The organism is Achromobacter semiaridum, assembly GCF_053543755.1.
Window position 1 is genome coordinate 1 of the sequence record NZ_JBLVOL010000059.1, and the last position, 14759, is coordinate 14759.

Annotated in this window: 13 protein-coding genes and 1 rRNA gene; 5 read left to right on the forward strand and 9 right to left on the reverse strand. The window is 63.4% G+C overall.

The genetic code is table 11. From position 1 onward, the window contains the following. A 5S ribosomal RNA gene (rrf, locus tag ACNPP0_RS16640) occupies positions 1-81 on the forward strand; the annotation flags it as partial. Positions 82-276: 195 nt separating this feature from the next. Here rrf and ACNPP0_RS16645 read toward each other — a convergent pair. Together ACNPP0_RS16645 and ACNPP0_RS16650 are read right to left on the reverse strand one after the other, a co-directional pair. After that, on the reverse strand, positions 277-1683 hold the full coding sequence (locus ACNPP0_RS16645; RefSeq protein ID WP_448706494.1) for a sigma-54-dependent transcriptional regulator: 1407 nt from the start codon (positions 1681-1683) through the stop codon (positions 277-279). Further along, entirely contained in the window at positions 1680-3536 is a 1857-nt protein-coding gene (locus ACNPP0_RS16650; protein WP_448706495.1) for a sensor histidine kinase, read from the reverse strand. The genes ACNPP0_RS16645 and ACNPP0_RS16650 overlap by 4 nt, the downstream gene beginning before the upstream one ends. Before the next feature lie 447 nt (positions 3537-3983). Between ACNPP0_RS16650 and ACNPP0_RS16655 the strand changes: the two genes are divergently transcribed. Next, positions 3984-5336: a dicarboxylate/amino acid:cation symporter gene (locus tag ACNPP0_RS16655; RefSeq protein ID WP_448706496.1), complete on the forward strand. Its 1353-nt coding sequence runs from the start codon at positions 3984-3986 to the stop codon at positions 5334-5336. A gap of 163 nt (positions 5337-5499) precedes the next feature. Here the strand turns inward: ACNPP0_RS16655 and ACNPP0_RS16660 are convergent, their stop codons facing one another. The 7 genes from ACNPP0_RS16660 to ACNPP0_RS16690 all read right to left on the reverse strand — a co-directional run bounded on the left by ACNPP0_RS16660 (position 5500) and on the right by ACNPP0_RS16690 (position 10798). Continuing rightward, the gene (locus ACNPP0_RS16660) at positions 5500-6126 is read right to left on the reverse strand and encodes a Maf family protein (RefSeq protein WP_448706497.1); all 627 of its coding nucleotides are present in this window, start codon (positions 6124-6126) and stop codon (positions 5500-5502) included. A 40-nt stretch (positions 6127-6166) separates the two neighbouring features. Further along, the gene (gene rlmH, locus ACNPP0_RS16665) at positions 6167-6637 is read right to left on the reverse strand and encodes a 23S rRNA (pseudouridine(1915)-N(3))-methyltransferase RlmH (protein ID WP_332613427.1); all 471 of its coding nucleotides are present in this window, start codon (positions 6635-6637) and stop codon (positions 6167-6169) included. A gap of 9 nt (positions 6638-6646) precedes the next feature. Continuing rightward, positions 6647-7051, reverse strand: a complete 405-nt coding sequence (rsfS, locus tag ACNPP0_RS16670) for a ribosome silencing factor (protein WP_332613426.1) — start codon at positions 7049-7051, stop codon at positions 6647-6649. Positions 7052-7125: 74 nt separating this feature from the next. Further along, complete coding sequence (gene nadD, locus ACNPP0_RS16675; RefSeq protein ID WP_332613425.1) at positions 7126-7713, reverse strand: nicotinate (nicotinamide) nucleotide adenylyltransferase; 588 nt, start codon at positions 7711-7713, stop codon at positions 7126-7128. Continuing rightward, positions 7710-8621: an oxygen-dependent coproporphyrinogen oxidase gene (hemF, locus tag ACNPP0_RS16680; protein ID WP_332613424.1), complete on the reverse strand. Its 912-nt coding sequence runs from the start codon at positions 8619-8621 to the stop codon at positions 7710-7712. Before hemF ends, nadD begins: the two co-directional genes overlap by 4 nt. 11 nt (positions 8622-8632) lie before the next feature. After that, positions 8633-9940 carry a phosphoribosylamine--glycine ligase gene (gene purD / locus ACNPP0_RS16685; RefSeq protein WP_332613423.1) on the reverse strand — a complete coding sequence of 436 codons (1308 nt, stop codon included), beginning with the start codon at positions 9938-9940 and terminating at the stop codon, positions 8633-8635. Between the two features lie 126 nt (positions 9941-10066). After that, positions 10067-10798, reverse strand: coding sequence for a YebC/PmpR family DNA-binding transcriptional regulator (locus tag ACNPP0_RS16690; protein ID WP_046807830.1), 732 nt, complete (start codon positions 10796-10798; stop codon positions 10067-10069). Between the two features lie 161 nt (positions 10799-10959). On the opposite strand from ACNPP0_RS16690, the gene ACNPP0_RS16695 reads away from it, so the two are divergent. The 3 genes from ACNPP0_RS16695 (at position 10960) to ACNPP0_RS16705 (ending at position 14698) form a co-directional block, all read left to right on the forward strand. Beyond that, complete coding sequence (locus ACNPP0_RS16695; protein ID WP_448706498.1) at positions 10960-12489, forward strand: helicase HerA-like C-terminal domain-containing protein; 1530 nt, start codon at positions 10960-10962, stop codon at positions 12487-12489. A gap of 128 nt (positions 12490-12617) precedes the next feature. Then, positions 12618-13685 (forward strand): tartrate dehydrogenase, encoded by a 1068-nt coding sequence (locus ACNPP0_RS16700; RefSeq protein WP_332613421.1) that lies wholly within the window; start codon positions 12618-12620, stop codon positions 13683-13685. Positions 13686-13720: 35 nt separating this feature from the next. After that, the gene (locus tag ACNPP0_RS16705) at positions 13721-14698 is read left to right on the forward strand and encodes a WaaZ-like lipopolysaccharide core biosynthesis protein (protein ID WP_332613420.1); all 978 of its coding nucleotides are present in this window, start codon (positions 13721-13723) and stop codon (positions 14696-14698) included. Positions 14699-14759 lie beyond the last annotated feature (61 nt).

Below are 14759 nucleotides of genomic sequence, written 5' to 3' on the forward strand. Positions count from 1 at the left end.
TCCCATCCCGAACAGGACAGTGAAACGCCTTCGCGCCGATGATAGTGGACGGACGTCTGTGAAAGTAGGTCATCGTCAGGCTTTTATTGCGCAAAACCCCACAGGTAATCCTGTGGGGTTTTGTCTTTGGATTTTTGATTTTGGTTTTTGATTCGTTTTTAGCTTCGGTCGTTGCACAGTTTTAGTAGTCGAGCCGCAGCTTATGTGCATGTATTTATAAGAAAAGCCCCGTTGCTAGCGCAGCGGGGCTTTTTTTGTTTATCGCCGTCAGTTCGTCTACGACGCAGACAGGTACTGCTGGCGGTCTATGCCATGGCGCTGAAGTTTGTCGTAGAACGTTTTACGGGGAATGCCCAGCGATTCCAGCGTGGCTTTGATATCGCCCTGATGGGCTTGAAGGGCATCGCGTATTAACTGGGCTTCAAATTGCTCCATACGCTCGGGCAGTGTTTGCTTATTGTCGGGTGCTTGCACGTAGTTCGATTTCACCGTGTCGGGTACCCCCAGGACCAAGCGTTCAGCGAAGTGCGCAAGTTCGCGCACGTTGCCGGGCCAGGCGTGCGTCATGACATGCTGAGTGATCGAGGTCGGTATGTCGGGAATGTCTCGCTGGAAGCGGCGTGACGCGTGGCCAAGGTAATGCGCAAACAGCAGAGGAATGTCCTCTCGGCGCTCGCGCAGGGGCGGAATTCGGATGGTGACGACGTTCAGCCGGTAGAAAAGGTCTTCCCGGAATTTCCCGCGAATGGAGGGATCCCCCAAGTCCTCCTTGGTAGCAGCCACCACGCGCAGGTCCAGATTGCGGACCTCATTGCTGCCCAGTGGGGTGATCTGGCGCGATTCGAGTACGCGCAGCAGCTTCACTTGCACTGCGAGCGGCATGCTCTCAATTTCGTCCAGGAAAAGTGTGCCCCCGCTCGCGTGTTCGATGCGACCAATGCGCTTCTTCTGCGCGCCAGTGAAGGCGCCGGCTTCGTGCCCGAACAACTCGCTTTCTATGACGCTTTCCGGCAGTGCTCCGCAATTGATCGCGACCAGCGAACGATGGCGACGCCGGCTTAGGCGGTGAAGCGCGGTGGCGACGACTTCTTTGCCAGTGCCGGTCTCTCCCTCTACGAGTACGTCGACATTTGCGTCGGCGATGTGGCGCAGCGTTTCCTTGATGCGTTGCATCGCCGGCGTCGAGCCGATAAACGGGACCTCGTCCGCCTCGACAGCAAACGCCGCCTCCCGCAGACGCCGATTCTCCAACACCAGCCGACGCTTTTCGGTTGCGTGGAGGATGGCGGTTGTGAGCCGGTCAGGCGCATACGGCTTGGCCAAGAAGTCATAGGCCCCATCGCGCATGCACTGCACTGCCGTAGCGATGTCGCCATGGCCGGTGATCAGAATGACGGGAAGCTCGGGATCGATGTCGCGCAGGCGACGGAATAATTGCAGCCCGTCAATGTCGGGCATGCGGATGTCTGTGACGACCACGCCATCAAACCCCCGATGCAGCGTCGGCAGTGCCGAACGCGCCGAGCTGTGCGCGTCTACCGTCATGCCATGCAACTTCAACGTCTGGATGTTGGCGCGGCGCAAATCTTCATCGTCGTCGATGAAGACGACGTGCGGTGGCACGGGCTGGCCGTCGTCTAGCGGCCCGACCGTGTAGGGGGAAGTATCAGGAGGACGGATCATGGCGAAATGGCTTGTCGGTAATGCGCGGTGGGCGCCTTGCGTAATGTGAGTAGGAAAGTGGCCCCGCCTAGCGCGCCAGGCGGGTTTGGAGACGCCGGGCCGTCGGGATCCAAGGCCGTCAAGTCGCCGCCAAATTCGGCAACGATGTCCCGGCATATCACCAGCCCCAGGCCCAAGCCTTCCGCTTTTGTGGTGTAGAAGGGCGTAAAAAGGCGTGCGCGCGTGTCAGCCGCAAGGCCGGGGCCATTGTCGCTGACCAAGAGCCGCACCGTTTCACCAAGGTCTTGCAGCGTTACCAGCACGCGGCCGTCAGCGACGCCTTCCAATGCTTCCATTGCGTTTTGCAGCAAGTTCACCAGCACCTGTTCGAGCCGAATGCGGTCGGCGCTGACAAGCACATCCTGGTCGTCGGGCGGCCGTACCAGTGTGACCCCTTGCCTGCGCGCACGCGGCCCGATCAGCAGCAGTGCGCCTTCCATGGCGTCCTTCAAGCTTGTCGGCCCCACGGACGTGCCCGCCTTGCGGGAAAACGCGCGGAGTTCGCCCGTGATGTGGCCGATGCGTTCCGTCAAGGCGGCGATGGTACCCAGGTTTTCATTGACGGCGGCCATGTCGTCGCGGCGCACGAATTCGGTCGCGTTGTCGGCGTAGGCGCGGATTGCCGCAACGGGCTGATTGATTTCGTGAGCCACCCCGGCCGCCACCTGGCCGAGCAATGCCAGCTTACTGGCCTGGACCAGTTCGTCCTGCATGGTGTGCAAGCGGGCTTCGGCCCGCTGCCGTTCGTCCATCTCGTCCATCAACTGTTCATTAAGTTCGCTAAGCTGTGCGGTACGTTCGCCGACCAGTGCGGCCAGTTGAGCCTGCGTGGCTGCTTGCTGCCGCGCTTGTTCGCGATTGCGCTGACGCCGGTAAAGCACGATGCCCAGGGCTGCGGCTAACAGGCTTAGCGCAAGCAGCGCCGCCATTTGGGCGTTGGCGGTGGCTTGGTTCATGGCCGCCTGCACCGGCGACAAGAGGTGCAGCGTCCAGCCCGGCGACTCTGTAATGGGCAGGGTCGTGTGCAGCAGCGGGGCGCCTTTTGGAATCTGCGGCAAGGCGTCGTCGGTGCGTACTAACTGGCCATTGCCCACCGACGACAGTGGCGGCGTCAACGGCAAGGTTTGAAAGCGGGCATCGCCGAACTGAAGGCTGGTGCGCAGCGTTTGTGCCAAGTCGGGAGATAGCGGCGCCAACACGTCGAACCGCCAGTCCGACACGCTGCCCAGCAGCACCACGCCATGTTCATCGGTGACGAAGATGGGCGCGCTGGATTGGCGCCAGTCGGATTCCAGGTCGCGGAAGTCAACCTTCAAGACGATCACGCCCAACATGGCGCCTTGGGCGTCGTCCACCCGGCGGGACAGGTACAGCCCGGCTTCGTGGCTGATCGTTCCCAACGCAAAGTGTTCTGCCGAGCCGCGCGCAACCGCGCCTTGGAAGTACGGCCGGAACTGATAGTCCACCCCAACAAACGTCGCGGGTTCGCGCCAATTGCTGGCGGCGATCGCCAAACCCGTCTTGTCCAGCAGGTAGATCGCCGACGCGCCGACGCCGCGCGTCAGCGTGTCGAGCTTGTCATCCAGCGATTCAACCTGGGCGGAGGACGCGCCTTGCAACACCGCGCGCACGTCTACGTCTCGGGTCAAGACAAAGGGTAGCGCGCGGAATTTGTCGAGGTTGTTGCGCAGCAAGGCCGCGTTGATCTGCCCCGCGCTCCGTGCTTGGAGCGTGGCGCTTTTGATCGCGTTCTCGCGTGCCCAATCGGTAGCCGCCTGCAGCACCGCCGCCACCACGCCGATAAGAACCAGCATGGCAACGGCACGCGCGCGCCACGGCCGGCGCGTCTGGCGGGTGGGGGACGAGGCCGGGTTTGAATGCGCGGAACCGGACGCGGAACCGGACGCGGAACCGGACGCGGACCCCGACCCGGAGCGGGATGCGGGGCGGATCGACCGGGAGGGAGGAGGTTTTGACATGGTGTGCGGTTTTCCGCACATTCTAGCCCGCTTCCGTGTGGTTTTCCGCCATTTATCCCGCCGAACTTAAAACAAAAATCCGATGAAGCCGTTAACTATCAATGGCTTGTCGCCAATGTGCAGGCCGCTCACGGCCTGGCACAGGTCTTGCGTAAGTAGCAGTAAGCCGAGCCGCTTCCCGCGCGCGCGGTGAAATGGGCGTGCGGCCACTGCGCATCGCCATAAAACAGAAAACGCCCCGTCGCCCCTTGCGGCAAGGGGCATTGGTGGGGACAAATCCCGATGATCGAAATAGATCAAGGCGCGCCTGCGCGCAAGCTCAAGTTTTATCAAATCCTGTACGTGCAGGTAATCTTCGCCATCGTGATCGGAGTGCTGTTGGGCGCGTTCAAGCCTGAACTCGGCCAGCAGATGCAACCGTTGGGCGACGCCTTCATCAAGCTGGTCAAGATGATCATCGCGCCGGTCATTTTCCTGACCGTGGCCTCGGGCATTGCGGCGATGAGCGACCTGAAGAAGGTAGGGCGCGTGGCCGGCAAGGCCATGCTGTACTTTCTGATCTTCTCGACGCTTGCGTTGATCATCGGCATGGTGGTCAGCCATATCGTCCAGCCGGGCGCGGGCATGCATATCGACCCCAGCACCCTGGACCAGAAGGCCGTGGCGAATTTCGTGGCGAAAGCGCACGACTCGACCATTACCGGCTTTTTGATGAACATTATCCCGACGACGATCTTCAGCCCGTTCGTGGGCGGGGACATTCTTCAGGTGCTGTTCGTGGCGGTCCTGTTTGGCATTTCGCTGGCGATGGTGGGTGAGCGCGGCAAGCCAATTCTGAATTTCATGACCGCATTGGCCCAGCCCATCTTCAAGTTGGTCGCCATTTTGATGAAGGCCGCGCCCATCGGTGCATTCGGCGCAATGGCGTTCACCATCGGCAAGTACGGCATCAAGTCGGTCGTTAACCTGGCCATGCTGGTCGGCACGTTTTACGCGACTTCGGTGCTGTTCGTCGTCGTGGTACTGGGCCTGGTTGCCCGATACAACGGTTTTTCGATCCTGAAGCTGGTTCGCTACATCCGCGAAGAATTGCTGTTGGTGCTGGGCACGAGCTCGTCCGAAGCCGCGCTGCCCACGCTGATGCAGAAGATGGAACGCGCCGGCTGTTCCAAGTCGGTGGTCGGGCTGGTGGTACCCACGGGATACTCGTTCAATCTGGACGGCACCAACATCTACATGACGATGGCCGCGCTATTCATCGCCCAGGCCTGCGACATTCCTCTGTCGTTGGGCGACCAGATTCTGCTCTTGGCGGTTGCCATGCTCAGCTCCAAGGGCGCGGCGGGCGTGACCGGGGCCGGCTTCATTACCCTGGCTGCGACCTTGTCGGTGGTACCGTCGGTGCCGATCGCCGGGATGACGCTGATCCTGGGCGTGGACCGCTTCATGTCCGAATGCCGCGCGTTGACCAATCTGGTGGGTAACGCTACCGCCGCCGTCGTGGTGGCCCGTTGGGAAGGCGAGCTGGATCAAGAGCAACTGCACGCAGCGTTGGACGGCCAGCCTATGGCAGGAGGGCCGGCCGCCGACATGCCCGCGTCGGAAACGCATGCGGCGATCAGCCACACGGCCTGAGCCCTGAGGCCCGAACCGAGGCACGGCCCGCAATGATGCAATGAAAAATCCCCCGCGTCGGCTACGACATGCGGGGGATTTTTTTGACCAAGCCGAAACTTGGCGCCCGCTGGCCGCCAATGTCAGCGTTAATGCCAGCGCCAATGCCAATGCCAATATCAGTTCAGGGTACGTGTATGCCCGCCGTTCGCAGCAGGTTTGCCGTTTCGAATAGTGGCAAACCCATTACGCCCGTATAGCTGCCCGAAATGTGCGAGATAAAGGCGCCGGCCAGCCCCTGGATTCCGTACGCGCCCGCCTTGCCGAAGGGTTCGCCGCTGTCACAGTAGCGGCCGATTTCGACGTCGCCCAGTTCGCGCATCTGGACCCGGGTGATCGAGACGGCCTCTAGCAGCTGCCCGCGTGCGCACACCGCCACCGCCGTGTGCACCTCGTGCACCGAACCGGACAAGGCACGCAGAATGCGGATGGCGTCGTCACGATCGGCAGGCTTGCCCAGCACCACGCCATTCAGGATGACGGTGGTGTCGGCGGACAGCAGCGGCAGCTCGGGCAGCGCGTGCGCGTGCATCCAGTCGCGGCCGCGCAGCGCCTTGTCACGGGCGGTGCGCTGCACATAGTCAGCGGCGCTTTCACCTTCGTGTTGGGGTTCGTCTTCGCCCGGGGGGGCAGGCACCAGCAGGACTTTGTGCGCAAGACCGATCTGGGTCAGCAGTTCGCGCCGCCTTGGGCTGGCCGATGCCAGGTAAAGACGGGCGGGGGAAGCGTCGGTGTCGGCGGAGGTAGACATGCGTGAACGCGTAAAAAATTCGGCGCTGCCCGGCCAGCGGTCAGGCGCGGTGGTAGGGGTGATTGGTCATGATGGCCCAGGCGCGATAGAGCTGTTCGGCCAACACCACGCGGACCATCGGATGGGGCAAGGTCAACGACGACAAGCGTAGTTGACCGCTGCACGAGGCCTTAAGGTCGGGGTCCAGGCCATCCGGCCCACCGACCAAGAAGGCGACGTCCTGCCCGCCGGCTCGCCACTGTTCCAGCTTTTGCGACAGGGCCATCGTGGTCAGGTCGCGGCCGCGCTCATCCAGGGCCAGGCGTAGCGCGCCTGGGGGCAGCGCAGCTTCGATGCGCTTGGCTTCGGCAGCCATCATCTGGGCGGGCGTTTTACCGGTGGTGCGCGGTTCGGGTTTGATCTCGCGCAGTTCCAGCGCGCAATCGGCGGGCAGGCGCTTGGCGTAGTCCGCCCAGGCCGTCTCGACCCAATCGGGCATACGCGTTCCCACCGCCGCAACGATCAATTTCACGGCAGGAACTCAGGCTTCGGCGTCGTCGTAGCCGCTGTCGGTGGGGATCGGCGCTACGCGGGTCGATTCCGGCAGCAGCTTCACGCGCACCGGCTTGCCGCCCCAGATTTCTTCCAGGTTGTAGTACTGGCGAATCGCTGGCTGCATGATGTGCACGACGACGTCGCCCAAGTCGACGACAACCCATTCACCGGTGTCTTCGCCTTCGATGGTGATGCCGGTCAGTTCAAGTGCACGGCCACGGTCGGCCACGCTTGAAGCCAAGGCCCGGGTCTGGCGGTTGGAGGTGGCGCTGGCAATCACGACGCGATCGAACAAGCTTGTCAGATGCGTGGTGTTGTAGACCTTGATGTCTTGCGCCTTGACGTCTTCGAGGGCATCGATGACGGCGCGTTGGAGTTTCGTTATATCCATAGCTGCAAATATAACCCGCGGACGGACGGCGGATGCCGGCTCCGTGGCGCTTTCAGCGCCCGGCGGGTGTGGGTTTATCGGTAAAGTTGGTGCGCCGCAATATAGGCGGCAACGGCCGGGGCCAGCAGTCCGTCCGTGGATTCGCCCGCGGCCAGCCGGCGGCGGATGTCTGATGCGGACACCGCCATCGGGGCAAAGGGCAGTTCTTCCAGGCGGTGGCCTTGTTCTTGCAGCCAGCCGGTCAATTCAGCCGGCGGCGTCAATGCCGTGCCGGGGCGGGTGGCCACGGCCAGGTCCACCAAGCTGGCTATGTCGCGCCAGCTGCGCCAAGTGCAGAAATTGGCAAGTTGGTCGGCACCCAACAGCCAGACATAGCGCGCGTCCGAGGGCAGGGCGCGCAACGTGTCGATGGTGTAAGTGGGGCCACTGCGGTCGATTTCAATCGGGTTGACGACCAGCCCGTCATGGCCGGCAATGGCCAGTTCAAGCATGTCGCGGCGTTGTTCGCCCGTGGCATGCAGGGCGGCGCGCTGCCAGGGGTTGCCCGCCGGAATCAATTCCACGGCGGCCAGATCCAGCGTGGATAGCGCGTTTTGCGCCAGCGCAACGTGGGCGACGTGGACGGGGTCGAAACTGCCGCCCAGAAGGCCGATGCGCTTCAAACCCAATCCCGCGGTGTCAGGTACGGCGCGAGCTCAGCTTCGGGCGAACCCGGTTCCGGATGCCAGTCGTAGCGCCATTGCGCCATGGGTGGCATGGACAGCAGGATGGATTCGGTGCGGCCGCCCGATTGCAGGCCAAACAGCGTGCCGCGATCGAACACCAGGTTGAATTCCACGTAGCGGCCACGGCGGTACGCCTGGAAGTCGCGCTCGCGCTCCGTGTACGCCATGCCACGCCGACGTTCCACGATGGGCAGGTAGCTGTGCAGGAACGCGTCGCCTACCGACCGCGTCAAGGCGAACGAGGCGTCAAAGCCCGGCGCGTTCAGGTCGTCGAAGAATACGCCGCCAATGCCGCGCGTTTCGTTGCGATGCTTCAGAAAGAAGTATTCGTCGCACCAGCGCTTGTAGCGCGGATAGTAGTCAGGGCCGTGGCTGGCCAGTGCGTCGCGGCACACCGTATGGAAATGGCGCGCGTCTTCTTCGAACGGGTAATACGGGGTCAGGTCGATGCCGCCGCCGAACCAGAAGATGTCGGCTTCGTCATGCCCGGGGCGGGCCGCCGCCACGAACATGCGCACGTTCATGTGGGTGGTGGGCACGTACGGGTTGCGCGGGTGCAGCACCATCGACACGCCCATCGCTTCCCAGGCGCGGCCGGCAAGCTCGGGGCGGTGGGCGCTGGCCGACGGCGGCAGCTTCGTGCCCTTGACGTGGCTGAACAGCACCCCGGCGCGCTCGAACAACTGGCCGCCTTCCAGCAACCGCGACAGACCGCCGCCGCCCTCGGGCCGGACCCATTCGTCGGCACGGAACGGGCCGCCTTCCGCGGCTTCCAGCGCCTGGACGATACGGGCCTGAAGGCCGGTGAGGTAATCGCGGACAGTGGCGACGGGCAAGGCGTTCATTGGCTTTCCGCTTACGCGTTGGACTTCGGTTTCTGTTGCGACGGCTTCAAGGCGCGCCAGCCGATGTCGCTGCGGTATTGGCGGCCATCGAAATGGATGCCGTCAATGGCTTCGTACACGCGGTCGCGCGCCATCTTGACCGAATCGCCAAGCGCCGTAACGCACAGCACACGGCCGCCGGTGGTCTTTGTTTCTTCGCCGGTCAGTTCCGTGGCGGCGTGGAACACCATGCAGTCTTCGGCGTCGGCGGGCAGGCCGCGGATGACGTCGCCGGTGCGCGGCGTGTTCGGGTAATTGTGCGAGGCCAGCACCACGCCCAGGGCGGTGCGGCGGTCCCAGACGATGTCGGCCCGGTTCAGCGTGCCGTCCACGGCGTGCTCAAGCGCGTCCAGCAGGTCGCTCTTGACGCGCATCATGATGGGCTGCGTTTCCGGGTCGCCCATGCGGCAGTTGAATTCCAGCGTCTTGATTTCACGGTCGGGGTCATCGCCCGGGGCAATCATCAGGCCGGCGTACAGGAAACCGGTATACGGAATGCCGTCGCGCGTCATGCCCTGCACGGTCGGCAGGATGATTTCGCGCATGATGCGGTGGTGCAGTTCAGGCGTAACGATCGGCGCGGGTGAATACGCGCCCATGCCGCCGGTGTTCGGGCCCTGGTCGCCGTCTTGCAGGCGCTTGTGGTCCTGGCTGGTGGCCAGCGCCAGCACGTTGCGGCCGTCGCACATGACGATGAAGCTGGCTTCTTCGCCCACCAGGCATTCTTCGATGACGACGCGAGCGCCCGCAGCGCCCATCGAGCCGTCACCCAGCATGGCGTCAACGGCGGCGTGCGCTTCTTCCAGCGTGGCCGCGACCACGACGCCCTTGCCGGCGGCCAGGCCGTCAGCCTTGATGACGATGGGGGCGCCTTCCTGGTCGATATAGGCGTGCGCTTGGACCGGGTCGGTGAACGTGGCGTAGCGCGCGGTCGGGATGTTGTGCCGCACCATGAAGGCCTTGGCGTAGTCCTTCGAGCTTTCCAGCTGCGCGGCGGCCTTGGTGGGGCCGAAGATCTTCAGGCCACGCGCACGGAACACGTCCACCACGCCCGAGGCCAGCGGCGCTTCCGGCCCGACGACCGTCAGGGCGATCCCTTCGCGCTGGACGAAATCGGCCAGCTCCTCGGCATTGGTGAGCGGGATGTTTTCCATCTGCTCGGCCCGTTGCGTGCCACCGTTACCCGGCGCGACGAACACTTTGTGTACGCGCGGGGAGCGGGCCAACCGCCAGGCGAGGGCATGTTCGCGGCCGCCCGAGCCAATTACCAGGAGTTTCATGTTGCGTGATTCTGAAGGTTGCCACTCTAGCCCGTGGAGAAGGCGACGGACCCGGGACCACCCGGAGCCGTTTCACATTCCAGCGCGGCGGCGGCCAGGGCCGTCGACGTGCTGGAACCGTGGGATTTACTGCGCTTCGTCGAAAATGACGGTCGTATAGACTTCCTGCACGTCGTCCAGGCCTTCCAGGGCGTCGAGCAGTTTTTGCATCTTGATGGCGTCTTCGCCGGCCAGTTCGGTTTCGTTCAGCGCCTTCATGACGATGCCGTCCACTTCCGCCTTCAGGCCCGCGTCATCAAACGCCTTGCGCACGGCGGCGTAGTCGGCTGGCGCGCAAACGACTTCGATCACGCCTTCTTCGTCGGTCGTGACGTCTTCGGCGCCGGCATCAAGTGCGGCTTCCATGACTTTGTCTTCGGGCGTGCCCGGGGCGAATACGAACTGGCCGCAATGCTTGAACATAAAGGCCACTGAGCCTTCCTGGCCCAGGTTGCCGCCGTTCTTGGCAAACGCATGGCGAACTTCCGCCACGGTGCGGGTGCGGTTGTCGGTCATGCAGTCGACGATGACCGCCGCGCCGCCGATGCCGTAGCCTTCGTAGCGGACTTCCTCGTAGGCGTCGCCGTCCGCACCGCCCGCCCCACGCTGGATGGCGCGCTGGATGTTGTCCTTGGGCATGTTGGCGTCGGTCGCCTTGTCCCACGCCATGCGCAGACGCGGGTTGCTGTCCGGGTCGGCGCCGCCGGCGCGCGCCGCCACGGTAATTTCACGAATGATCTTGGTCCAGAGCTTTCCGCGCTTGGCGTCTTGGCGCCCTTTGCGGTGCTGAATATTGGCCCATTTGCTGTGTCCGGCCATGGCTTCCCAGGATAAATTGGCTGCAAAAAAGGCATTTTACCGTGCCGACGGGCGTAGCGCCCGGGGCAGGGCAGCCTGTGTCGATATTGCCACGCGCACAAGCCGCGCGGCAGGCTCTACACTTGGGCATCCTTTAGCTTCCCGGTCCGGAGCGTTGCCCCATGCCCAACCCCATCGTCATCGCCAAGAACGCCCAGACCGAGCTCGCGATGCTGCCCGCCCTGGCCAACCGGCACGGCTGCATTACGGGGGCCACCGGCACGGGCAAAACGGTCACCCTGCAAGTGCTGGCCGAGTCCTTTTCCCGCATCGGCACGCCGGTGTTCATGGCCGACGTCAAGGGCGACCTGACCGGTATTTCGCAGGCGGGGGCGGCCAGCCCCAAGCTGGCCGAACGCCTGAAAAGCCTGGGCCTGGACGAGCCCGTCTGGGCAGCCAGCCCCGTCACCCTCTGGGACGTCTTTGGCGAACAAGGCCTGCCGGTGCGGGCCACCATTACCGATATGGGCCCGCTGCTGCTGTCGCGCATCCTGGAATTGAACGACACGCAGGAAGGGGTGCTGACCCTGGTGTTCAAGGTGGCCGACGACGAAGGCCAGTTGCTGCTGGACCTGAAAGACCTGCGCGCCATGCTGCAAAACGTGGCGGACCGCTCGGCCGAGCTCAAGACCCGCTACGGCAACGTGTCGTCCGCCAGCGTCGGCGCCATCCAGCGCGGCCTCCTGGCGCTGGAATCGCAGGGCGCCGAGAAATTCTTCGGTGAACCCATGCTGGACGTCGCCGACCTGATGCGCACGGACGCGCAGGGCCGCGGCATGGTCAACGTGCTGGCTGCCGACAAGCTGATGCAGGCGCCGCGCCTGTACGCCATCTTCCTGCTGTGGTTGTTGGCCGACCTGTACGAAAAGCTGCCCGAAGTGGGCGACATGGACCAGCCCAAGCTGGTGTTCTTTTTCGATGAAGCGCACCTGTTGTTCAACGATGCGCCGCCCGCCTTGCTGAACAAGATCGAACAGGTGGTGCGACTGGTCCGTTCCAAGGGCGTGGGCGTCTACTTCGTGACGCAAAATCCGCTGGATATTCCCGATACCGTGCTGGGGCAGCTGGGCAATCGCGTGCAGCACGCGCTGCGCGCTTTCACGCCGCGCGACCAGAAGGCCGTCAAGACCGCCGCGCAGACCATGCGCCCCAACCCCGGGCTGGACATCGAAGCCGCCATTACCGAGTTGGGCGTGGGCGAGGCCCTGGTGTCGTTGCTGGATGCCAAGGGCCGCCCCATGCCTACCGAACGCGCCTACATCGTGCCGCCCGCCAGCCGCATCGGACCGGCGACCGACGCCGAGCGCCAGGCGTTGCGCCAGGGCAGCCCGATGGCCGCCAAGTATGAAAAGGCCGTCGACCGGGAATCTGCCTACGAAATCCTTGCCGGTCGCGCCGCCGTACCCGCGGACCCTCCGGCCACCGCCGGCCGCAATACTCGCCCTGAACCCGATGCGCCGGCCCCGGCCGACGAGGCGGGCGGCGGCCTGATGGGCCGTCTGAACGATGTGCTGTTCGGATCAACCGGCCCACGGGGCGGCAAGCGCGACGGCGTTGTCCAGACCATGGCCAAAAGCACGGCCCGCTCCATCGCCCGTGAACTGACACGTGGCATCCTTGGGTCGCTGCTGGGCTCCAAGACCCGGCGCTGAAATCGCCCGGGCATCCTCGACGTTACAGGCTGCGCGGCACCACCGTTTTGTAACGGGGGGTGTTGCGCCGTGGTCGTTTATGCCTATGATTCTGGGCGGTCTATCAAAGGAAAACTTAAGGAAACGTGGTGGCTAAGAAACACAAGATTGCGGTGATTCCAGGAGACGGGATTGGCAAGGAGGTCGTGCCGGAAGGCTTGAAGGTGCTGGATGCCGTGGCGACGCGCTTCGGCATCGAATTCCAGTGGGATCATTTCGACTGGAGCTGCGACTATTACGCCCAACACGGCAAGATGATGCCGGACGATTGGAAGGCGCAGATCGGGCAGCACGAGGCCATATTCTTCGGCTCGATCGGTTGGCCCGCCACCGTGCCCGACCACGAGGCGCTGTGGGGCTCGCTGTTTAAATTCCGTCGCGAGTTTGATCAGTACATCAATTTGCGGCCTGTACGCCTGATGCCCGGCGTGCCGTCCCCGCTGGCGGATCGCAAGCCCGGCGACATCGATTTCTTCATCGTCCGCGAAAACACCGAAGGCGAATACTCCAATAGCGGTGGCCGTCTGTTCGAAGGCACCGAGCGCGAAGTCGTCATTCAGGAAAGCGTGTTCACGCGTGTCGGCGCGGACCGCGTGCTGAAGTTTGCATTCGAACTTGCCCAAAAGCGCGGCAAGCACCTGACCGCGGCCACAAAATCCAACGGCATTTCGATTTCGATGCCGTGGTGGGACGAGCGCGTTGCCGATATTGCCGGGAACTATCCGGACGTGCGTTGGGACAAATACCACATCGATATTCTGTGCGCGCATTTCGTGCAGCACCCGGATTGGTTCGACGTGGTGGTGGCTTCGAATTTGTTTGGCGACATTCTCTCCGACCTTGGGCCGGCCTGCACAGGCACGATCGGTATCGCACCGTCCGCGAACCTGAACCCCGAGCGCAAGTTTCCGTCCTTGTTCGAACCGGTTCACGGATCGGCCCCGGACATCTACGGCAAGGGTATCGCCAACCCGATCGGGCAAATCTGGAGCGGCGCGCTGATGCTTGATTTCCTGGGCTATCCCCAGGCGTCGGAAGCAGTGGTCAAAGCAATCGAATCCGTGTTGGCGGATGGTCCGCGCACACGGGACATGAAGGGCACCGCGTCGACCGTCGACGTCGGCAACGCCATTGCGTCGCTGATCTCTGCCGGTTGAACGCATTAAGCGGGTACGGCCAATCAGGCTAGTTGATGGAACATTTAATATCCCCCACTTCCGCCGCCCATGTGGGCGGTGGCCGTGCCGACCGCTTCGTTCGCAAGCTTTTCCGTTTGCTGCGCTCGCGCACGCAACGGCATAACCAGCATCTGTGGCCTTTTGTGCGGATCTGGCGTGACCGCACGGGCGCCATTTGCGGCTTCCGTGCCTTTGGCCGGTCGTTGCCCTTGACGCCGTTGTCGCAAGGGTACGACGGCGCTGATGAAACAGTGCACCTGATCCTCAGCGGTCCCTCGGTGGCCGAGATTCCGTACGACCAGTTGGACATACGCGTGGCCATGGGCGTGAACGGCGCCATCGCGCTGGCCCGCAAGTTTGATCTGCCGTTCAAGTACTACTGCATCATCGACCAGAATTTCGTGCGGGAACGCATCGAGCTGGTGCGCGAAATCGTCTCCCGGGACCTGACGCTGTACGTGTTTCCCGAAGTGCTGCGCTACATCATGCAAGGCATCCCGCAGGATCAGATCCGCTGCCGCATCTGCATTATTGAAATGATTTCCGAACGCGCCTACCAGCGCAGCGCGGCGCCCGCCGTGCTCAAGCGGATCGCCGCCGCCACGCCGGACGTGCAGCTGCTGGATGCCAAGCAGGGGCTGGGCTACAGCTTTGACGCATCGCTGGGCGTGTTCGACGCCGATACCGTGGCCTATGCCGCCTTGCAGGTGCTGGTGTCTGGCGGGGCGCGGCAGGTTTTCGTTCACGGGCTGGACCTCACCGTGCAAAACGGGCTGCGCTTTTATGACGAGGGCGGCCGTCCCCAGACCAGCCGACTGGCGCGCAATTTCACGCATCTGATCGAACCGTCGTTCCGGTTTGCCGCCGCGCAGTGGCGCGCGCGCGGCGTGTCGGTGTTCAACCTGTCGCCCGTCAGCGCCTTGTCGGCCGACATCATCGAGCGGCGCGACTGGCAGGCGTTCTTGAAACAGGACGCGTTGAACCTGCCGTAATCGCGCACGGCCAGCCGCCGGGTAAAAAAAAGGGCGCCAGCGAATTCGCTGGCGCCCTTTT

Coding starts and splice junctions, on each gene's coding strand:
- ACNPP0_RS16645 (WP_448706494.1), bottom strand. CDS start 1,683: ATGATCCGTCCTCCTGATACTTCCCCCTACACGGTCGGGCCGCTAGAC.
- ACNPP0_RS16650 (WP_448706495.1), bottom strand. CDS start 3,536: ATGCTGGTTCTTATCGGCGTGGTGGCGGCGGTGCTGCAGGCGGCTACC.
- ACNPP0_RS16655 (WP_448706496.1), top strand. CDS start 3,984: ATGATCGAAATAGATCAAGGCGCGCCTGCGCGCAAGCTCAAGTTTTAT.
- ACNPP0_RS16660 (WP_448706497.1), bottom strand. CDS start 6,126: ATGTCTACCTCCGCCGACACCGACGCTTCCCCCGCCCGTCTTTACCTG.
- rsfS (WP_332613426.1), bottom strand. CDS start 7,051: ATGGATATAACGAAACTCCAACGCGCCGTCATCGATGCCCTCGAAGAC.
- hemF (WP_332613424.1), bottom strand. CDS start 8,621: ATGAACGCCTTGCCCGTCGCCACTGTCCGCGATTACCTCACCGGCCTT.
- purD (WP_332613423.1), bottom strand. CDS start 9,940: ATGAAACTCCTGGTAATTGGCTCGGGCGGCCGCGAACATGCCCTCGCC.
- ACNPP0_RS16690 (WP_046807830.1), bottom strand. CDS start 10,798: ATGGCCGGACACAGCAAATGGGCCAATATTCAGCACCGCAAAGGGCGC.
- ACNPP0_RS16695 (WP_448706498.1), top strand. CDS start 10,960: ATGCCCAACCCCATCGTCATCGCCAAGAACGCCCAGACCGAGCTCGCG.
- ACNPP0_RS16705 (WP_332613420.1), top strand. CDS start 13,721: ATGGAACATTTAATATCCCCCACTTCCGCCGCCCATGTGGGCGGTGGC.